Below are 21,059 nucleotides of genomic sequence, written 5' to 3' on the forward strand. Positions count from 1 at the left end.
TATTAGTGACTGCAAATAGCCTTAGAATTAGCGTACCAGTAGACGCTGGTGCACGGCTGGCTGATCGGCTGGGTGCAGAGTAATCAGATACAATCCGGCTGGCCAGTCCGCTACCGAAACCCCATATTCATTCGTTCCCATCACACACCGTACAGAGCGATTGTAGGCCGTTCGACCCAGCAGGTCCGTTGCATACAATTGAGCAGTGCCCGGCATCTGGGCATTATACCGAACCGTGATCTGCTCATGCGCTGGCGAAGGGAATACCGTTAATCCGGTCTCGACTTCGGGGGTTGTACCCGTTACCACCCTGCCGCTAAACAGATACGGTTTGCTGATGATGGATTTCTCAAATTGGGGCGAACTCCAGAATAGCTTTGACGTAGCGTATCCCTGACTTTCAAGAAAATCCATCTGGATCGTGTATGACTGTCCAGCCACCAAATCAAGCTTTCCCAACCACTCAATCGACGGCTGGGCCTCCCATTTGTCAATTAATTGTTTATTATTCACCCAAAGCCGAACGCCATCATCGGTTTGGGTATAAAATGTGTAGGTATCGTTGAAGGGTACCTGGATTTTACCCGTCCAGCGCACCACAAAATGATCGGCCCCTACATTGGGCGCGGGTTCGCCTTCGCCCCAGTCAAAATTTACTGTCTCATCCGTTCGGGTAAAAGTTGGTGTACCGCCAATCTGGTCGGTATTACTGTAGTATTCGCCCAGTAAGCCATTTCCGGACGAAGCCGGTAAGGCCTGATACTGCATCGTCAGTGTCGGGTTTCCCGGTTGTACTTCGTAGGTAACCAACGGTGCATTCTGGCCATTGCCCCAGCCGATAAACTTATAAAAGCCCTCCGACGCAGTAGCATACGGCTTTGTCTCCAGGCTACGCAACATACCCACTACCGATTGAAACGTTAAATCCGGTTGACGGGGTTCTCCATCCAGATACACCCGTACCCCCGTAACACTACTGGCAATGGTAACGGTAGCGATTTCGGGCTTTACATCCACAAAGGATTCGCTCGTCAAACCCGACACATCGGTTGCCAACAGATGAATTCGATACCAGACTTCGGTAGACGTTTCGCCCACGCGAGGGATTTTGAATGTACCTGTCGTAATACCCGAAACGGGGTCAAGCGCCGGGTGAACATGATCCTCGTGATGAAAATCGATCCACCAGGTCAGCTTGGCGTTTGACAGAGGTTGTTGACTAGAACTGACTGCATCACCAGCGAATGTGAGCACATCACCCGCCCGGTATGTTTTGTTGGTTATGGGCTGCTGAATACGCGCTACGGGCCGCTGCGCCTGCACGACGCGTAGCGACATTACATCTGAACTGTCGGCCCCGAGTGCGTTAGAGACAATACAATAAAATGTCGCGCCATTGTTGGCGAGCGTAGGGCTGCTGATGGTGTATTGGCTTTGATCGGCTCCGGCTATCAGTTTTCCATTCTGATACCATTTGTACGTCAGTGGTTTCTGACCGACCGCATTAACATTGAACGTAATGGATTCGCCAACGGGCACAAACGCATTGGGTGACTGGCTACTAATATACGGCAAACCCGAATCGAAAAACGACACTTTATGCAGAGAGCCATTCCAGGTTGAGGTGTTGTCCTGTTGCGTGCCTCCACCAAGCCCAGACCGGGCCAGATAATATAAATATCCGTCAGGGCTAGTCGCTATCCCCACAGGTCGATCAACATTCGTCACAAACGAACCAATAATCTGACCATTTGCCGGATCGAGCGTATAAATAGTCCCATTGCAGTAATCGGCAAAAAATGCTTTGCCTTTGTATTCGGTTGGGAAGCGAAGCGTAGGCGGGTTATAAATGGCCATACCTGTTATAGCACAGCCGGTATCATGGTCATACACCTGAAGCGGATCGGCATAATTTTCGGGGGCATCCTGATTAGTACGACGACCTTCAATAAGCGGCCAACCGTAGTTTTTCCCGGCCCGAATCTCATTAATTTCTTCAAAGCTGGCATCGCCTACATCGCCAACCAGTATCCGACCGGATATCGGGTCGATATCCATACTGAACGGGTTCCGTAAACCCAGCGCATAAATAGCCTGATATTTACCTTGCAGTTGTCCGACAAACGGGTTATTGGCTGGAATACTGCCATCGTCGTTCAAACGCAATACCTTTCCAAGCAGACTAGTCAAGCTTTGAGCGGCTGATGCATTGGTCCCTTCTCCGGTAGCAATATACAGTTTTCGATCTGGTCCAAACCGCATCACACCCGCATTATGGACAGTTGCCAACAACGGGTCAAAATCAACCAATACAGTTTCGCTAGCCGGATCAGCCACGCCATTAGGTGCTCGAAAACGACTTAGGCGATTATGATTCTGGCCGTTTACGGTATAGTAGACGTAGAAATAGGGAGTTCGTGGAAAATCAGGATGAAAACATACTCCCGACAGGCCCCGCTCGTTGGTTACGTCAATATTGGTAACCGTCATAAACGGGTCGGGCGAGAGCACATCGTTGACAACTTCCCGGATTTTCCCGTCTTTTTCTATCACAAAAAGCCGCCCATCGGGCGAAAAGACAAGACCTGTCGGGTTCAGATTACGGGCAACCTGCTTCTCCACAAACCCACTCGGCAGTTGGGCAAACGCCGATTTCAGCAAACCAATCAGTAAGACCGTACAAATGAAGCGCATTAGACCAATACAGCTAGCTAGTTAAGTTAATGCTTTCTCATATTTCGTTCATGAGACTACATTAATATGACTAACTTCCGATTTTACGGTCACATCTATGGTTATCCAATAGCTTGTTGCAGATCCTGAATCAGATCGTCTACGTCCTCAATTCCGACACTGAGCCGGATAAGCGTATCTTTCAGACCGTTTCGCTCACGTTCTTCTTTCGGAATACTGGCGTGTGTCATACTGGCTGGATGTGTGCAAAGTGACTCTACCCCACCTAGCGATTCGCCCAATGAAAACACCTCGAAACTTTCCATGACCCGCACGGCTTCGGGCATCGAATCGCCTTTGAGTTCAAAAGACAACATGCCACCAAAATCCCGCATTTGCTTTTTAGCCAGCTCATGCCCAACGTGCGATTCCAGCCCAGGATAATGCACCTGACTCACTTTCGGGTGCTGTTGCAGATAATGGGCCACTTTCATGGCATTTTCGCAGTGTCGCTGCATCCGAACGTGCAACGTTTTGATGCCTCGTAATACCAGAAAGCAGTCCTGCGGTCCTGGCACTGCTCCGCAGGCATTCTGAATAAAGGCCAGCCGCTGCGCCGTTTCGTCGTCGTTCAGAACGATAGCTCCCATCACCGTATCGGAATGCCCACCGAGGTATTTGGTCACGGAATGCATCACAATATCGGCTCCCAGATCGAGCGGATTTTGCAGATAGGGCGATGCAAAGGTATTATCCACAACCAGTTGGATCGTATGCTGTTTGGTGATGGCCGAGATAGCAGCAATATCGACTAAACGAAGCAGCGGATTGGTAGGGGTTTCGATCCAGACCATTTTGGTAGCCGGTGTAATAGCCGCTTCCAGATTGGCCGGATTATCGAGCCCCACGAATTTGAATGTCAGTCCAAACTCCTGAAATACCCTGACCATAATTCGGTAAGTCCCACCATACAGATCATTGCTGGCAATAATTTCGTCGCCGGGTTTGAATAGTTTCAGAATCGCATCGGTAGCGCCTAATCCTGACGAATAACAAATGCCATGTTTGCCATTTTCAAGCGCGGCCAGGTTATTTTGGAGCACCGTTCGAGTAGGATTCTGGGTGCGGGCGTATTCATACCCTTTGTGTTTGCCAGGCGACTCCTGCACATAGGTGGAAGTTTGGTAAATGGGCGTCATGATGGCACCCGTCGTTGGGTCCGGCTCAATACCGGCATGGATGGCTTTGGTTCCGAATTTCATACTCAAAAGTAACGAAGTTTGTAACGCGAATGGACAACCATAAGGGTTACCAAAACCCCAGCACCCGTCTTGCAGTTTACTACTAAGTGAAAACCACTATTCCTAAAAACATAACTGGCCCAGCCATTGCCGGACTTATACTCTCGGTAACCCCAATTGTCTTTACGTCCGTACTGACCTACTACGCTATTATCTATGAACCAGTAATCGCTGGCTTTTCAACCTGGCAATGGATAGGCATCACCCTAACCTGCGCCGTAACCTCGGCTGGACTTACTCCTCCAACGATGCTGGCGCTGATTTTCGGGTATTTTCTGGGCTGGAATGCCATTCTGCCGATGTTTGTCATCAATTTCGGAGGTATCCTGTTCATTAATCTAATCGTTCGCTGGCTCGACCACGACCGGGTGTTGGCCTTTATCCGGCGCAATCCGAAGGCCCAGTCGGTACTGGATCGTATCCTGAACAACGAGCTGGAAGTTATCTTTTACGCCAAGCTCTCCCCCATTCTTCCCTTTGGTCTGACCAACCTGCTCTTTGCCTTGTCGGGGGCCCGATTGAAAAATATCTTGTTGGGTGGATTTCTGGGTATGACGCCTAGAACCATTCTGGCTGTCTGGTCGGGACACGAAGCGCATGCCATAAAAACCCTGCTCGACAACCCGAACCAGGGTTCCTGGACGCAAATCATCGTTGTCGCCTTAGTCATCGTTTCGATGGCAGGGCTCTGGCGCACGATTCAGAAATCTCTGAAACAGTAACTTAACCTTTGGTTCTTTTACTGCCTCAGTTGCTCGGCCGTTAATTCGGTCAGCCGATTATGGCCGGTACGTAAAACGGTTAGCTCATAATGCTGAAGCCGTTTAGAGAGTGGAAGAATGTACGAACCAGGCACAATCCGGTCGAAAGCACCTGTAAAAAAGTGTATGCGAATCGCATTATTATTCAGTATTGCGGCAATATGAGCCAGATCGGGCGAAATCAGTCGAAACTGTGTCCAGCTTTGGTAAACACGTTCGCGCTGTTCGGGTGTACCGAGCGACAGTTCAGCAAAGCGCATAGCGGTCCGGTTGAGCAGTCTTAGCCGAGTCAGTAGATGGCCCAATCGGTTTAAAGCGGTCAGATGCTGCAAAAAATACCGAAATAGCCATCGCCCTGGTCCTGAAGCCGTTGCCAGTTGATACCATACACTGCGGGTAATACCATCGGGAGCAATTAAGATCAACTGATCAAGTTGGTCGGCAAAGGCTTCGACCGTAGCCAGCGCAAAACGTCCCCCTAAACTGAAACCCATCAACGCGAACCGATCAATATTTTTTTCCTGTAAGAAAGTACCAATAAGTTGTTGCCAAACGGTTTTGGTTAAGAGTTGATTGTTCCGATACTGACTTTCGCCATGAAAAAATAAATCCACCGCGAAAATGGTATATTGATTTCCCAGTGTAACTTCCAGCCCTTTAAAAACTTGGCTACTTTGCCCAAAACCATGAAACGCCAGCAAAACTGCCGGACCGTTCCCGATTGTTTGGTACGCAAGCCGATTACCCGCTACCTCAATTTTTTGGACCCTGGCTTCGCTCATATCAACAAAGTTGCGAAAAACCTGAATACCTATGTTAACCATCAAAAACCTGACTGAGCTAGCGGCCCTGGCTGGCCAATCGCTGGGCAGTACTGACTACCTGCCAATCACCCAGGAAATGGTCAACCGATTTGCAGAAGCCACTGGCGACTATCAATGGATACATACCAATCCCGAACGGGCCGCTACTGAGTCGCCTTATAAGACAACGATTGCCCACGGTTTTTTTACCCTCTCACTGGCACCGCAACTTATGGCCCAGATTTATCGGGTCGAATCGGTCCGGATGGGCATTAATTATGGCGCTAATAAAATTCGGTTTACCAATGCTTTACCCGTTGGCAGTCGTTTACGATTAAATGCCCGATTGTTGAGTGTCGAGCCACAGGCGTCTGGGAGCCGGGTAGTTACAGAATGTACTTTTGAGATTGAGAATCAGCCCAAACCTGCCTGTGTTGCCGAATTAATCACATTACTGTTTGAATAAGTAGTATGCAAGCATACTAATTTAGTAGGCAATTACGTATCTTTACCCCTTCTCATTACACTGTCACAAACTAAACCACGCAATTCAGATGGCTACAGAATCGCTGGAATTACAGGGATTAAATTTTAATTTATCGGAAGAACACCTGGCCGTGAAGGAAGCCGCCCGTGATTTCGCTCAGAATGAACTATTACCCGGCATCATCGAACGTGATAATGAAGCGCGTTTCCCTACTGAGCAGGTCAAACGCATGGGCGAGCTAGGCTTCCTGGGCATGATGGTATCGCCTGACTATGGCGGGGGAGGTATGGATACGATTTCTTACGTGCTGGCAATGGAAGAGATTTCTAAGGTCGATGCCTCGGCTTCGGTGATAATGTCGGTCAATAACTCGCTCGTTTGTTATGGGCTGGAAGCGTTCGGCACTGAAGAGCAGAAGCAGCAATACCTTACCCGACTGGCATCCGGCGAAATAATTGGCGCATTCTGCCTATCGGAGCCCGAAGCAGGTTCGGATGCGACCTCTCAAAGCACTACAGCCGAAGACAAAGGTGATTATTATTTAGTGAATGGGACTAAAAACTGGATTACCAACGGCAACTCGTCGGGCGTGTGTTTAGTAATTGCGCAAACCGATCGCGAAAAGGGCCACCGAGGCATCAATTGCCTGATCGTCGAAAAGGGGACACCCGGTTTTGTGGTCGGTAAAAAGGAAGATAAGATGGGTATTCGGGCCTCAGATACGCATTCGTTGCTGTTTACCGACGTAAAAGTGCCTAAAGAAAATCGCATTGGCGTCGATGGTTTTGGGTTTAAATTTGCCATGTCAACCCTAAACGGTGGCCGTATCGGCATTGCGGCTCAGGCTCTGGGTATTGCAGCCGGAGCTTATGAACTAGCCTTAAAGTATAGTCAGGAACGCAAATCGTTTGGCAAGCAAATCTTTGAGCATCAGGCCATTCAGTTTAAGCTGGCCGAAATGGCCACAAAAATCGAAGCAGCTCGGTTACTGGTTTATAAAGCTGCCCGATTGAAAGACGAACATAAAGACTATGTTCAGGCGGCCGCTATGGCCAAATTATTTGCCTCTGAAATAGCCATGTGGGCCACCACCGAAGCCGTACAGATTCATGGCGGATACGGTTATGTGAAAGAATTTCACGTGGAGCGCCTTATGCGGGATGCAAAAATTACTCAGATATATGAAGGTACATCCGAAATACAAAAATTAGTGATAGCCAGAGAGCTAATCCGATGAAGTAATTACATCTAAAATTGAATTTTTATCATTCGATAATGCGTGTTCGGCCTGAATACGCATTATTTTTTTTATTTTTTGGAAACTTTTATACTTGTATTAGTTTTGTACAAATTATTAGTTTTGTGCAACTTTGAGCGCAATACAACTTCGGCAACACGCACCTTTCATCTATGGAAGACTATAATAAAATTATCGAATCACTGGGCGTGAAGTTTATCAAGGCCCGCAACATTCGGATTCTGCAGCCTATCACCATCAGGAACTTCTATGATGTTGAGAACACGTTATTGATTTTATATAACGGTGAAGTAGCGATTGGCGACGAAAAAATAAAGGTGGAAGTTGGCGATATGCTGTTCATACCAGGGGGTAAACACGTTACGGTTACCTATGGCGACCCCACGAACCCTAAAGTTGTCTCGAATGAAGAGTTCATGACCCATCGGGAATCGTACTGGGAAGGCAACCATGACCCGAAGCTGATCGGTCATTTACCTAACTCATTCGGTTATGTGTCGTTCGAAGCAAAAGTGTTCGATTCAGTCAACTTCTTTAACTCACTGGACGTACCGCCTTTCATTATCAAACGCGAAGATCACCTGGCCAACACCATCGATCAGATTCTGGCGGAAGAAATGACCGATTTGGCTGGTAAAGGCCGGATTATCAAGATAAAGACCGAAGAAATCGTTATTGAGGTAGTTCGATATATTCTGAAAAATCACCTGTTCGTTGAGCAGTTGGTTACCAACAGTACCTACTTCAAAGACCCCCGTTTGATCGACATCTTTGCCTACATCAAAGAAAATCTGGGTGGTGATCTGTCGAACAAGGTATTGGCTAACGTGGCCAATGTTTCGGAAGACTATGTAGGCCAGTACTTTAAGATGCTCACCGGTATTAACCCGCAGGACTACATCGAATACCAGCGTATGGAAGCGGCTGTAGGGTTGTTGCGTACCAGCAAAAAGAGCATTCGGGCCATTGGGTCTGAGGTGGGTTATAAAGATACTGCCTACTTCTGCCGTCGATTCAAGATGATGTTTGGCATTCCTGCCGGTAAAATGCGCCGTCGGGAATCGCTGATGAACGTATAAATGCAGCGTAAAAAGAGATGTGGCGCCAGAGAAAGGGAAGTCCTTTTCTCTGGCGCCACATCTCTTTTTACGCTTTGACTATTGCATTGTGATCTCGATAGGCAGCGTGTAATAAACAGGAACTGGTCGCCCCCCTACTTCGCCGGGTGTCCAGCGGGGCATTTTTTCGACGGCTGCGATAATATTAGCCATAAAGGCTTCCATTCCCTTTCGGCCCTTTTTATCGAGTGGTTTCACCTGTATCCGCACGTCATGGATATAGCCTAGTTCATCAATAATGAATTTTGCAGCTACTGGCCCGGTGTCGTATCGTTTTCGAACCAAAGCATTAGGCACCACTATGTTCTCCGCCAGATAACGGCTCAACGCCACAGTACCACCCGGAAATTCAGGTTGCTGTTCAGCTACTGTGTAAACTTTGTCAATTTTAGTCTGAGGCTGTGCCAGTACGCCTGCGCCAGCAGCTAATCCAAGGCCAATAGCTACGGTTAAGCAGCGGGTAAAAAAAGAAAACCGTTTCATAAGTTAAGCGCGGACAACAGATTGATTAAATTCCTGAACAACGGTCGATAACTGAGGCAGCAGGTCAGGGTCTTGCTCGATACCATTTCCAACCACAATCAGATCAGCCCCCGCTTTTAAGGCTTCATAGGCTTTTTCTCCCGAATTAATTCCGCCACCAACAATGACGGGCAGATCGACGGCCGCCCGAACAGCCGCGATCATATCGGGCGATACAGGCCGACGTGCACCGCTCCCTGCATCCAGATACATCAGCTGCAAACCAAGCATTTCACCAGCCATAGCAGTACAGGCTGCTACCCCTGGCTTATCATGCGGCAACGGCATTGTGTTGCTAACGTACGAAACGGTTGTTTGCGTACCGCTATCGACCAGCATGTAGCCTGTGGGCAAAATTTCCAGGCCGCTTTTTTTCAGAAGCGGAGCAGCAATAACGTGTTGGCCTATTAAAAATTCAGGATTACGACCAGAGATCAGCGATAAGAATAAAATGGCGTCGGCCGATGGCTCAATATGAAGTGGATTGCCCGGAAAAAGAATAATTGGAACAGATGTATGACGCCTGATCGTTTCAATGACCTCCTTGTGTACATAGTTGGTCACCAGACTCCCCCCTACCAGAAAAAAATCAATGGGATGCGCAACGGTGCGCTTGAGTAAATTTATGAGACCGTCCTGCTCAAGTTTATCGGGATCGAGCAGGACGGCAATAGCTTTCCGACCAGACAGCCGATTACTACGGAGTATAGTCAACAGGCTGGGTTGATGCCTGTTCGTGATAGTCTGTTGGTTCGGCAGTTGGATTGATGGCATTATTTGAACGTATGCGGGCTAAAAATCCAGTTAGCTGCTCGCGAGCGATATTTGTTAACACAGTGGTTACAATACCACTGATTAAGCCACTCACGGCTGCCGTTTTTTGCACTTCTGGTGCCTGGTTCCTGACAACTCGATGCTTTGACGGTACATCGTCTGATTCGTCATCGGTATCATAGTCCTCGTCGTCGGGTTCGCCATATTTTTCGGCATAGCGATACTCATCTGATTTGGGCAGAACGGCATTTACAACCAAATATACGGCTAAAGCAGCACCTGCGACAAACAAGGTTGTTTTGCCAAGCTCCGTAGCGTCTTCTTTTATGGTTTCAACACCGTTTGAGATCGACGATTTTAGTCGTTCTGTAGCAGCGATCAGTTCGGCCCGCCGAGCCGTTGTATCCGCGAATGGTACTTTAGGATCTTCCATTTGTGCAGTAGAAAAAGCGTTTGAATGCGAACGTATCAAACTAGTAAGTAGCTGTTTACCAGACTTCCTGAAATAGATATGCGTTAATTAGATTGGGGGCCTGGATTGCTCATCGACGACCGGGTTTGCGCCATCAGTTCCTCAACCGCTTCTGATTTCTCTTCGATTTTTTTCTCCTGACTTTTTTTGATAGCGCTATAGGCCATTATCCGGATTTTTGCTTTAAAAAAATCTTTAGCAAAAAGCCAGAGCAAGGTCAGTACTAGAAAAAAACCGGCTACGATCAAAAAACCTAAGTATTGGCTATCGGTTACTTTATTCAAATAAGCAGCAAGTAGAATAAAGAGAAAAAGAAGGGTCATGGTACTAAGTAGAGCGAGTACAATGCCATGAATGCCAACCACAACTCCTTCTTCGAGTTTGCCTCGGCTTTCCAGCGTAAACAGCTCAATTCGGGCTTCCAGATAACGGAATATGTTTTCCCGGATTTCTTCCAGATGTTCCAGCATGGTTATGAATAATTGATTCCTTCTGCGGTATTTACAAATATGGGCTCAATTTGTTTCAAAAAAGTGAGGAAATAAAAAAACAGCTTCAACACGCAGGGTGTGAAGCTGTTCACAAATAATTTACCGTTGCCGATGAGCTATCCCTTGGCCTACTCCCTGATTTAGAAGAGCCAAAAGCGCGCAGGCACTATTATCAGCAGGATCGCTGGTCCGACAATAGGCTACATTAAATCAGGCATCATGCCAATGTCCATATACAAGAGCAACAAGTTTTGTTGCTGTCGCTTACCTCGATTGACGCAGTTTGGCTTCAATTGTTTGCTGCGTATGAGGTACTGCCCGTAGCCGCTCTTTTGGAATCAACTTGCCTGTATCTTTACAAATACCGTAGGTACCATTTTTGATACGGACCATTGCCGCGTCCAACTGCTGGATAAACTTTTGCAGACGAGCTGCCAATTGGCTTAAATTTTCACGTTCGCTGGTATCGGCACCATCTTCGAGCAGTTTTGAGTTCCCCGACGTATTATCCGTACCGCTATCGTTCCGTTTGCTCAGTGTTTCCTTAATGTAGTTAAGTTCGCTGCGAGTAGCATCCAGTTTTTGCCCAATCAGCTCTTCAAACTCTTTAAGTTCTTCTTCTGAGTAACGCTTTTTTTCTTCCTGAACCATAGCTAATTCAATGTTAAACTTTCGTTAGATGGTGTGCTTCATTTTTTCAGCCACAAAATTAATGGTTTGTATCCGGTATTTCAACGATTCTTCTGACATAATCTAATTTTATCGGAATTTTATCAAATTGAGAATTCTGATTTTCTCAAATGAATATTCGGTTAATATCCCCTTTGTTAATAGCCTCTTTTGATAAAGGCATCGATTGTAGAAAATTATGCGGCCGTTTTAATATTATATTAATTTTAGAAAAAATAGACCTTTCACAATATAACCAACGATTTATTAAGTTTGTGGACCACTTCATTAGCATATTTGTTTAAAAGGAAGCAAACACATAGTCATGGCCTACATTGAACCAGCTCCAATAAAAGATAAAGAGAATCCACTTGAGTCGATGATGTCGCGTTTTGACGCTGCCGCCAAACTGGTGGGCATCTCCGACGAAATGTATGACATCCTGAAAGTACCCGCTCGTCAGGTTATTGTTGGGCTACCCGTTACGATGGATAACGGGGCTATAAAAGTTTTCGAAGGCTACCGGGTTATTCATTCTAACATTCTTGGCCCTGCCAAAGGGGGTATTCGGCTCGACCCTGCCGTTAATCTTGACGAGGTTCGTGCCCTGGCGGCCTGGATGACCTGGAAATGCGCCGTTGTCGATATTCCTTATGGGGGTGCCAAAGGCGGTATTGCCTGTAACCCACGCGAAATGTCGGCTGGCGAAATTGAGCGCCTAATCCGTCAATATACCGTTGCGATGCTCGATGTAATTGGCCCCGACCGCGACATTCCAGCGCCCGATATGGGCACCGGCCCTCGCGAAATGGCCTGGATCGTCGACGAATACTCGAAAGCGAAAGGAATGACCGTCAACGGTGTTGTTACGGGAAAACCGCTTGTTTTGGGTGGTTCACTGGGCCGGACCGAAGCCACCGGACGGGGTGTCACCGTAGCGGCCCTGGCGGCAATGGATAAACTACGGATGAATCCTTACCGGGCTACGGCTGCCGTACAGGGCTTTGGCAATGTAGGGTCTTTTGCCGCCGAACTTCTGCACGAGCGGGGTGTTACCGTTGTAGCAGTCAGCGATATTTCGGGAGGCTACTATAATAAAAGCGGTATCGATATTACAGCCGCTGTCAATTACCGCAACTCGAATAAAGGTACGCTCGAAGGGTTTACTGGGGCCGAAAAAATTACGAATGAAGAGCTACTCTCTTTAGCCGTCGATGTACTGGTTCCTGCCGCCAAAGAAGATGTGATTACAGACGACAATGCCGGTTCGATTCAAGCCAAAATGATCGTGGAAGGTGCCAACGGACCAACCTCAGCCAGCGCCGACGAAATCATTAACAGCAAAGGTATCCTGGTCGTGCCTGATATTCTGGCCAATGCTGGTGGTGTAACCGTATCCTACTTTGAATGGGTTCAAAACCGCATCGGGTATAAATGGACGCTTGATCGCATCAATCGCCGGGCCGACCGGGCTATGAAAGACGCCTTCGATCGGGTATTCGAAACCTCGCAAAAATTCAAGGTACCCATGCGGTTAGCTGCCTATATGGTAGCCATCGACAAAGTAGCCAGCACCTACAAATACCGGGGCGGATATTAAAAGTATGTATGATGTATGATATATGATGGCTAATTTTGTTCATTCAGGTGTTTGTATATCATACATCATACCACTTATATCATATATAATTCATGCGTTTACACCGCGAAGGAACGACCATCATGATTACTACAGGGCTGGTTCTACTGGCCCTGAACCTACTCGCTTATTTTTACCTTTTCTCCGATAACTCAACAGCTATCCTCCTGTTAGCCCTGGTTAGCTTGGTTCTGTTTATCCTGGTAGTACAGTTTTTCCGGGTACCGAATCGATTATTGACAGTAGCTGATACACAAGTCATTGCCCCAGCCGACGGCAAGATCGTTGTCATTGAAGAAACAACCGAGAGTGAGTATTTTAACGACCGTCGTCGTCAGGTTTCCATTTTTATGTCGCCCCTGAACGTCCATGTTAACCGCAACCCGGTGTCGGGCATTGTTCGGTACTTTAAGTATTTCCCAGGCAAATACCTCGTGGCCTGGCATCCTAAATCCAGTACCGAAAACGAACGCACTACCGTTGTAATCGAAACAGCCAATGGCGTTCAGGTACTTTTGCGACAAATTGCCGGCGCAGTGGCCCGACGAATCATCTGGTATGTGAAAGAAGGTCAACCTGTTAAACAGGGTGAAGAGTTCGGCTTTATCAAATTTGGCTCTCGCGTCGATGTATTCCTGCCACTGGACGCTGACATTAAAGTAGCCATCGGTGATGTGACCAGAGGGGGTGTCACTGTGCTGGCGGAATTGAAATAAGCAGATCGATAACGTGTTTGTAACATGGATTGGTGGAATAAGCGCATTGGTTTAGATAACCAATGCGCTTATTCCACCAATTCTTTTTGTATTCATAACTCTCCCTACTTTCGTTACGTAATGCTTAGCAACTGCCCTTTTTCCGTTTCGGTTACAATCAGGCCTAATTCGCCCGACGGGTCGTAAGTGCAGTTGGACGGATTTTGACCCGGTAGTTGAATATCACGGACAAAGGTTCCTTCAGGTGAGAATACCCGTATAATACCGGCTCCAAAGACAGCCACATACAAATTGCCATCTTGCCCAACCGTCATACCATCCGGCCCCGGAATGGCCGCCCCTGCTGGAGCATCGATAACCGTAGCCCAAACAGTAATACTCTCCCAGCTTAAGTCTGAAGAGTCCCAATAACCACCCCAGATGCGCTGCTGATGCGTCTCTGCAATTAATAACGTCTGGCTGTCCGGATAAAAAACCACGCCGTTCGGATAAAGCAAACCCTCTGCAATAACTTCGATTGAACCCGTTGACGAGTAAACCACCACATAGCCCTGCTGACCTGCTTCCGAAGGCCCAGGGCAGCTAATAATTAGGTTGTTCTGATCATCAAAAATCAAGTCATTGGGCATATTTAGCGGCTGACCGCTTATTTCTTTGATCACCGTTTCGATCATTCCGGTGGCTATATATAAGCGTCTGATCGAATTTTGCCCTGAATCACAGAACCAAAGATTACCCCGATTGCAAATCAGCGAATTCGGTTGCCCTCCCGTTTTAATACGTTTGGTCTCACCATTCGTGTACCGACAAAACAACCCCTCTCCTTTTTGCTCCACACACCACAAATTGCCTGCATCATCGAAGGTAGGTCCCTCGGGAAAGCGCAGACCATCTGCTAATACACGTATCTGATCCATACTTCATGTCGTTGAGTCACTGAGTTTTAATAAAAAATAGGCCACAAGAGCCATTAAACATTGTGTATGAATGCTGATCACCCAATAGAATGAGTATTGATTGGTTTTTGTTTATAAAGCTTATTCTGCGATTCGAAAATTGCCTCGATTGTAGCCGCCAACTCGCTGGCTTTTTTGATTATTTTTAGAATTAGTTAACCATTCTCTACTTATTAATCTCATGCCTGTATGACCTACGATTACATAATTGTTGGTGCCGGATCGGCAGGTTGTGTGCTGGCCAATCGCCTGTCGGCCGATCCCTCTGTATCCGTGCTACTGCTGGAAGCGGGCGGGCCAGATACTAAACTGGAGATACGCATTCCGGCAGCCTATACCAAACTGCACGGCTCATCCGTCGATTGGGGATTCTGGACCGAACCTCAGAAAGCCTTGAATAATCGCCGGATGTATCAGCCACGTGGTAAAACGCTGGGAGGCTGCTCATCGACTAACGCTATGGCCTATGTGCGTGGAAATCAGCTTGATTATGATGAATGGGCCGCACTAGGTAATAAGGGGTGGAGCTACGAGGATGTTTTGCCTTATTTTATTCGCTCGGAGCATAATGAACAGTATGATCAACTTGATCCACATTATCACGGGAACACCGGCCTATTGAATGTTACGTACGCTACCCGTTTCCAGACACCGTTAGCAAATTGCTTCGTTGAAGCCTGCACACAGGCGGGTATCGAACGCAATCCAGACTATAATGGGGCTCGGCAGGCCGGAACGGGTTTCTTTCAGTTTACGACTAAAAATGGGCAGCGACATAGCACGGCTTCAGCCTTTTTAAAGCCCATTTTGAATCGGCCTAATCTGAAGGTAATTACTCATGCGCACACCCAACAGGTTCTGATACAACATGATCGGGCTATCGGAGTTGAGTTCAAAACAGGAAAGAATCAGATACAACAGGTTAATACCCGAAAGGAAGTTATTCTGTCGGCAGGTGCCTTTCAGTCGCCCCAACTGTTGATGCTATCAGGGATTGGACCAGTTGATACACTACGTTCGGCAGGGATTCCGGTAAAGAAAGAACTCCCTGGTGTTGGCCAGAATTTACAGGATCATCTATTTACAGGCGTCAGCAGTTTATGCACACAACGGGGCGCATCGGCCAATTTCCATCTGAAACCCCTTAATCAAGTAAAAGGGCTTGCTCAGTTTTTTCTGAAACATACGGGTCCCATGACCAGCAGCCCACTCGAAGCGGTGGCTTTTCTGAAAACCGAATACCTGTCTCATCAAGCTCCTTCCGACGCTGTAGACATGCAATTGCATTTTGCCCCTGTTCACTTTGGGAATGACGGCAGTACCGATTTTTATGATTTAAGTACCTACCCATTAACGGATGGCTATACGGTGCTGCCAACGCTATTGAAGCCCAAAAGCCGTGGTTATGTGAGCCTGTCATCGAAAAATTCGCTCGATGCGCCGATTATTCAACCCAATTACATGGCCGAAGAAGCCGATCGGCTGGTTTTGATCAGTGGCATCCGCAAAGCAATTCAGGTTATGCAGGCGGACGCATTTAATTCCTACAGTAAGGGTATCAATATTCCGCTGGATTTCAGCTCCGACGATGCCCTCTGGACACACATCCAGACGTTTATGGAAACGGTTTATCATCCGGTTGGCACCTGCAAAATGGGGTCGGATGAATTAGCGGTTGTCGATGATCGGTTACGCGTTCGCGGGCTGGAAGGGCTGCGCGTAGTGGACGCGTCTATTATGCCAACGATTGTGTCGGGCAACACCAACGCTCCAGTCATTATGATTGCCGAAAAAGCGGCCGATATGATTCTGCACGACAAAAATTAAAGCGCTGATGAATGATAATACAGGTCTATATCATCATCCATCAGCGCTTTATTCGCCTGTATTGGTCCAGAGTTAACCGTTAAAAGAACGATAACCGGAGCACAAAGGGACTGCCGTAAATGGTCCGGGCTAAGGAGTTGTCGTTATAGTTCAGGTTGTACAACGCCGTTAGATTAACCCCAAACCGACGGGAAATAGGCTGCGAATACGTAACCCCTAGCAACGGAGCCGTCAATGCCGCACTCGTTTTTGCCCCTGTCTGATTTTCGAGCTGCTGGATGGTTGTACTTTCAATTTCACCATGTAGGTACAGATTTGGTAAAATCGACGGGATAAACTCATACATAACAAAACCACGCCCCCCATATTGGTTATAGGTTAGATACGGAACCGTTTGGCCCGTATTGGTGTACGCCTTATAGCGCGTATACGTGTAGCTTCCACCGATCCCGATCAGCATACGCTCGGTAGCCTGATAAGCAACAACCGGCGAAACACCCAAACTAAATGGATTTCCGAAACGGAAGCCATTGATACCTCCCCCAAATCGAAGACGTTGGCCAAACGGCAAGGGGCGTCCCTCGGGTGTTTGCGTCCGCAACGGATCACGGCCCTGATCCCTACGATCTTCCGGGTCTTCAGTAAGTTGTCCGAAGGCAAGGCTGCTACTCAGTAAAGCCGTGATAAACAGTAGCTTTCTAATATGATTCATAGTATTTTGTACAAGAAAGAAAATTATACTAATAACGAAATCAGAAGGTAAATTCTTTTACTTCCGGGTCATTCAACAACCGATTTATACATTTCTCATGGTTACTTTCGGAACCATATACCCGCCAATGGCCAATAATTTCAGAACCAATCCGTTGTTGTTGCCCCCGTTTAGGAGATAGACCACATTCTTCGAAAAAGCGTTCGTATTGGTTTAAGGTTTTGTTGTGAAAAGCCGTCACAATTTTATAATCCCGGAACTGATTCATGCGCTGCACCCGTTCAGCAAAACCAACCAGCAACAGCAACGAACTCAAAATGACCACAAATCCGACGAGTGCAATATCATAATGACCCGCCCCTATCGACATCCCTAACGCAGAAACGGCCCAAACCGTTGCAGCCGTTGTGAGGCCTTTCACCCGGTTCTCTTCCCGGAAAATGATACCGGCCCCCAAAAAACCAATACCATTCACAATATTAGCCGCAATACGGTCGCCGGTATTACCGATTCGGCCAGAAATAATCGTAAACAACGTCGACCCAACGCAAATCATAATCATGGTTCGCAGCCCGGCGGCCTTCCCATGATACTCCCGCTCAATGCCGATCAGGCCACCTACAATCAGCGCTACACCCAGTCGAATCAGATCTTCTTCCGCAAAGTTCATCCGTTTTATCCGTCAATCAAATTGTTTAGGAAAGCTCTCGGATTTAACTGCCAGGAAAGGCAAATCTGAGAAACCATATTGTCAAATTAACCGTTAAAATTAGATAGCGTTTCACAGAATTTAGTGAGGACCTGGATCCGATTTTTTCGGGTATATCGGACCTTGCCCATGTTCTACCTCATAAGCTTAGGATGACTCAAACTCCGGAAACCGGACACTTACGCTCCGTTGACCAGCTCGACCCTAAACAGTTCATTATCATTAAAGGGGCGAAAGTACATAATCTAAAAGGAATTGACGTTGCCATACCGCGCAACAAACTAGTGGTGCTGACGGGTCTATCGGGTTCAGGCAAATCGTCGCTGGCATTCGATACGCTGTTTGCCGAAGGGCAGCGCATGTATGTCGAAAGCCTGAGCAGCTACGCCCGGCAATTTCTGGGCCGCATGGAGAAGCCCGAAGTGGAATACATCAAGGGCGTATCACCGGCTATTGCTATCGAGCAAAAAGTATCGACCCGTAACCCGCGCTCTACAGTAGGTACCTCCACCGAAATATACGATTATCTCAAACTACTCTTTGCCAGGGCGGGTATTACCTATTCGCCAGTTTCGGGCCATGAAGTACGGAAAGATACCGTGACCGATGTGGTTAACTACATCTATGGCTTCGAAGAAGGGCAGCGAATTATGATCATGGCGCCTTTGCGCATACGCGAAGGACGCACATTGGCTTACGAACTGAATATCTTGCTTCAGAAAGGCTATACCCGGATCGTTGCCGACGGCCAGGTTTTGCAGATTGAAGACGTTTTGGAGAATAGTGTGGAGCAGGGAACTGCGCGTGAGGAGTTACTGTCGCACGATTCCACTTTGCTGGAAATTCTTGTTGACCGGGGAACGGTGCTGTACGATACGGATGGCAAACCCGACGAAGACAACCTATACCGTTTTTCAGATTCGGTACAAACAGCCTTCAATGAGGGCGATGGCAACTGCCGGGTCGATATTGTCGGACAGGAATCGCGTACCTTTTCCGATAAATTTGAACTCGACGGTATTGCCTTCGAGGAGCCTAGTGTCAACCTGTTCACGTTCAATAACCCGTACGGAGCTTGTCGGCGGTGCGACGGATTCGGCAAAGTGCTGGGTATTGACCCAGACCTGGTTATCCCAGATAAAAACCTGTCCGTTTTCGAAGGAGCCATTGCGCCCTGGCGGAGTGAGAAAATGAGCGAAGAGTTTTTGCGCCCACTCCTCAAAAATGGTATCCGCTTCGATTTCCCGATTCATCGCCCATATAAGGACCTGACCCAAGCCGAACAGGAATTACTCTGGACAGGGAACAGCTACTTCGACGGCTTGAATGCTTTTTTCAATTACGTCGAAAGCCAGACATTTAAGGTTCAGTACCGGGTGATGTTGTCGCGCTACCGGGGTAAAACGAATTGTCCCGAATGTCGGGGATCGCGGCTACGGAAAGATGCGAGCTACGTAAAAGTAGGCGGCAAATCCATTACCGACCTCGTTCTGATGCCCATTACGCAGGTTACTGAATTTTTTCACAATCTCGAACTTCCTTCACAACAGCAGCAGATAGCCAACCGGATTCTGATCGAGATTCGGAACCGACTGGATTATATGGAGCGGGTTGGCCTTGGCTATCTGACGCTAAACCGGCTAACGAACACCCTATCTGGCGGTGAATATCAGCGCATTAAATTAGCCACATCACTCGGCTCGGCGCTGGTTGGCTCGATGTATATTCTGGACGAACCAAGTATTGGGCTTCACCCCCGCGATACTAAGCGACTGGTTAGTGTACTGGAATCGCTGCGGGATATGGGCAATACGGTTATTGTGGTCGAACACGAAGAAGAAGTCATGCGGGCGGCTGACCAACTCATCGACATCGGCCCCGATGCCGGCTCATTGGGTGGTCATCTGGTGTTTCAGGGAACGTGGGACGAAATTAATGGGCAAGGCGCACAGAGCGGGGAACAGGGCGTGGCGAATGCGATTGCTTCCCGCTCCCACACTATCGACTTTCTGACGGGTCAGGAGACTGTACCTGTACCGCCATTCCGCCGGAAGGCAACCAATTTTATCGAGTTGAAAGGGGCCCGCGAGAATAACCTTAAAAACGTCGATGTCCGCTTTCCTCTGAATACACTAACGGTAGTGACGGGCGTTTCGGGCTCCGGCAAAAGTACCCTCATCCGTAAAGTCTTGTATCCGGCGCTAATGCGTGAAAAAGGTGAAGCGGCCGAAGAAGCAGGCAAATACGAATCGCTGGAAGGGTCTCTCAACCGGATCACATCCATTGAAATGATCGACCAGAACCCGATTGGGAAGTCGAGCCGTTCCAACCCCGTTACGTATATCAAAGCCTACGATTACCTGCGAACTGTGATGGCCGATCAGCCCGTGTCGAAATCGCGTGGTTATAAACCAAGCCATTTCTCGTTCAACGTCGACGGTGGCCGCTGCGAAGTTTGTCAGGGCGAAGGCGAGGTAAAAATCGAGATGCAGTTCATGGCCGACATTTACCTCAAGTGCGAAGGCTGTGGAGGCAAGCGGTTCAAGCAGGAAGTACTGGAGGTGATGCTGCGCGACAAAAATGTATCGGACATTCTGGATATGACCGTCGATGAGGCTATTACCTTCTTCCGGGAAGTCGATCCGAAAATGGCAGACAAATTACAGCCTTTGCAGGACGTTGGCCTGGGGTATATTGGACTTGGGCAATCGGCCAATACACTCTCGGGTGGCGAAGCCCAACGCGTAAAACTGGCATCGTTTTTGGGCAAAGGAAATCCGAACAAAGGCGGCACGCTTTTCATCTTCGACGAGCCTACAACCGGCCTTCATTTCCATGATATTCGAAAATTACTTTCGGCTATTAATGCTTTGGTCGATCAGGGAGATTCAGTTATTATTATCGAACACAACATGGAAGTCATTAAAAATGCCGACCATATCATTGATTTAGGGCCTGAAGGGGGCGAAACGGGTGGCTATGTAACGTTTACAGGAACTCCCGAAGAGATGGTAAAGCTAACCGACGGTAATTATACGGCAGAGTATTTGCGGGGAAAAGTATAACGGCTTATTCGGTAGTGGTGACTTCCTGATGAATCTGTTTAAACGTTTTTTTTGGGTAGCATTTTTGTCATTTCCTCTCCGCACCGGCGGACCGTTCGAAATGACA

Annotated in this window: 19 protein-coding genes; 8 read left to right on the forward strand and 11 right to left on the reverse strand. The window is 47.8% G+C overall.

The window, feature by feature from the left end; all coding sequences use genetic code 11:
- Nucleotides 1-27: 27 nt before the first annotated feature.
- Both B5M13_RS32235 and B5M13_RS32240 read right to left on the reverse strand, forming a co-directional pair.
- Nucleotides 28-2,694 (reverse strand): PQQ-dependent sugar dehydrogenase, encoded by a 2,667-nt coding sequence (locus B5M13_RS32235; protein ID WP_080059562.1) that lies wholly within the window; start codon nt 2,692-2,694, stop codon nt 28-30.
- 101 nt (nt 2,695-2,795) lie between these two features.
- Nucleotides 2,796-3,935, reverse strand: coding sequence for a cystathionine gamma-synthase (locus B5M13_RS32240; protein ID WP_080059563.1), 1,140 nt, complete (start codon nt 3,933-3,935; stop codon nt 2,796-2,798).
- 86 nt (nt 3,936-4,021) lie between these two features.
- Between B5M13_RS32240 and B5M13_RS32245 the strand changes: the two genes are divergently transcribed.
- Nucleotides 4,022-4,696: a TVP38/TMEM64 family protein gene (locus B5M13_RS32245; protein ID WP_080059564.1), complete on the forward strand. Its 675-nt coding sequence runs from the start codon at nt 4,022-4,024 to the stop codon at nt 4,694-4,696.
- Nucleotides 4,697-4,713: 17 nt separating this feature from the next.
- On the opposite strand, the gene B5M13_RS32250 is transcribed toward B5M13_RS32245, so the two are convergent.
- A complete protein-coding gene (locus B5M13_RS32250) occupies nt 4,714-5,517 on the reverse strand; it encodes an alpha/beta fold hydrolase (protein ID WP_080059565.1) in 804 nt (267 codons plus the stop codon).
- Between the two features lie 31 nt (nt 5,518-5,548).
- Here B5M13_RS32250 and B5M13_RS32255 point away from each other — a divergent pair, with 31 nt between their 5' ends.
- The 3 genes from B5M13_RS32255 (at nt 5,549) to B5M13_RS32265 (ending at nt 8,362) form a co-directional block, all read left to right on the forward strand.
- Nucleotides 5,549-6,004 (forward strand): MaoC family dehydratase, encoded by a 456-nt coding sequence (locus tag B5M13_RS32255; protein ID WP_080059566.1) that lies wholly within the window; start codon nt 5,549-5,551, stop codon nt 6,002-6,004.
- Nucleotides 6,005-6,092: 88 nt separating this feature from the next.
- Entirely contained in the window at nt 6,093-7,262 is a 1,170-nt protein-coding gene (locus B5M13_RS32260; RefSeq protein ID WP_080059567.1) for an acyl-CoA dehydrogenase, read from the forward strand.
- A 173-nt stretch (nt 7,263-7,435) separates the two neighbouring features.
- Entirely contained in the window at nt 7,436-8,362 is a 927-nt protein-coding gene (locus B5M13_RS32265; protein WP_080059568.1) for an AraC family transcriptional regulator, read from the forward strand.
- Between the two features lie 78 nt (nt 8,363-8,440).
- Here the strand turns inward: B5M13_RS32265 and B5M13_RS32270 are convergent, their stop codons facing one another.
- The 5 genes from B5M13_RS32270 to B5M13_RS32290 all read right to left on the reverse strand — a co-directional run bounded on the left by B5M13_RS32270 (nt 8,441) and on the right by B5M13_RS32290 (nt 11,311).
- Nucleotides 8,441-8,884 (reverse strand): energy transducer TonB, encoded by a 444-nt coding sequence (locus tag B5M13_RS32270; protein ID WP_155297371.1) that lies wholly within the window; start codon nt 8,882-8,884, stop codon nt 8,441-8,443.
- A gap of 3 nt (nt 8,885-8,887) precedes the next feature.
- On the reverse strand, nt 8,888-9,637 hold the full coding sequence (locus B5M13_RS32275; protein WP_080059569.1) for a geranylgeranylglyceryl/heptaprenylglyceryl phosphate synthase: 750 nt from the start codon (nt 9,635-9,637) through the stop codon (nt 8,888-8,890).
- A complete protein-coding gene (locus tag B5M13_RS32280) occupies nt 9,621-10,130 on the reverse strand; it encodes a hypothetical protein (protein ID WP_080059570.1) in 510 nt (169 codons plus the stop codon). Before B5M13_RS32280 ends, B5M13_RS32275 begins: the two co-directional genes overlap by 17 nt.
- Before the next feature lie 83 nt (nt 10,131-10,213).
- Nucleotides 10,214-10,639 (reverse strand): phage holin family protein, encoded by a 426-nt coding sequence (locus B5M13_RS32285; protein ID WP_080059571.1) that lies wholly within the window; start codon nt 10,637-10,639, stop codon nt 10,214-10,216.
- 285 nt (nt 10,640-10,924) lie between these two features.
- A complete protein-coding gene (locus B5M13_RS32290) occupies nt 10,925-11,311 on the reverse strand; it encodes a TraR/DksA family transcriptional regulator (protein ID WP_020596321.1) in 387 nt (128 codons plus the stop codon).
- Between the two features lie 343 nt (nt 11,312-11,654).
- Here B5M13_RS32290 and B5M13_RS32295 point away from each other — a divergent pair, with 343 nt between their 5' ends.
- Nucleotides 11,655-12,929: a Glu/Leu/Phe/Val family dehydrogenase gene (locus tag B5M13_RS32295; protein ID WP_179950472.1), complete on the forward strand. Its 1,275-nt coding sequence runs from the start codon at nt 11,655-11,657 to the stop codon at nt 12,927-12,929.
- Between the two features lie 92 nt (nt 12,930-13,021).
- On the forward strand, nt 13,022-13,684 hold the full coding sequence (locus tag B5M13_RS32300; protein ID WP_080059572.1) for a phosphatidylserine decarboxylase family protein: 663 nt from the start codon (nt 13,022-13,024) through the stop codon (nt 13,682-13,684).
- A 113-nt stretch (nt 13,685-13,797) separates the two neighbouring features.
- On the opposite strand, the gene B5M13_RS32305 is transcribed toward B5M13_RS32300, so the two are convergent.
- Nucleotides 13,798-14,601, reverse strand: a complete 804-nt coding sequence (locus B5M13_RS32305) for an SMP-30/gluconolactonase/LRE family protein (RefSeq protein WP_080059573.1) — start codon at nt 14,599-14,601, stop codon at nt 13,798-13,800.
- Between the two features lie 228 nt (nt 14,602-14,829).
- Here B5M13_RS32305 and B5M13_RS32310 point away from each other — a divergent pair, with 228 nt between their 5' ends.
- Nucleotides 14,830-16,467 carry a GMC family oxidoreductase gene (locus tag B5M13_RS32310; RefSeq protein ID WP_080059574.1) on the forward strand — a complete coding sequence of 546 codons (1,638 nt, stop codon included), beginning with the start codon at nt 14,830-14,832 and terminating at the stop codon, nt 16,465-16,467.
- Between the two features lie 79 nt (nt 16,468-16,546).
- Here B5M13_RS32310 and B5M13_RS32315 read toward each other — a convergent pair whose 3' ends face one another.
- Both B5M13_RS32315 and B5M13_RS32320 read right to left on the reverse strand, forming a co-directional pair.
- Nucleotides 16,547-17,179, reverse strand: a complete 633-nt coding sequence (locus B5M13_RS32315; protein ID WP_080059575.1) for a hypothetical protein — start codon at nt 17,177-17,179, stop codon at nt 16,547-16,549.
- Nucleotides 17,180-17,219: 40 nt separating this feature from the next.
- Nucleotides 17,220-17,849: an MgtC/SapB family protein gene (locus B5M13_RS32320; RefSeq protein ID WP_080059576.1), complete on the reverse strand. Its 630-nt coding sequence runs from the start codon at nt 17,847-17,849 to the stop codon at nt 17,220-17,222.
- Between the two features lie 191 nt (nt 17,850-18,040).
- Here B5M13_RS32320 and uvrA point away from each other — a divergent pair, with 191 nt between their 5' ends.
- Nucleotides 18,041-20,953, forward strand: coding sequence for an excinuclease ABC subunit UvrA (gene uvrA, locus B5M13_RS32325; protein WP_080059577.1), 2,913 nt, complete (start codon nt 18,041-18,043; stop codon nt 20,951-20,953).
- Nucleotides 20,954-21,059 lie beyond the last annotated feature (106 nt).

It is taken from the genome of Spirosoma aerolatum, assembly GCF_002056795.1.
GTDB classification, from domain to species: domain Bacteria; phylum Bacteroidota; class Bacteroidia; order Cytophagales; family Spirosomataceae; genus Spirosoma; species Spirosoma aerolatum.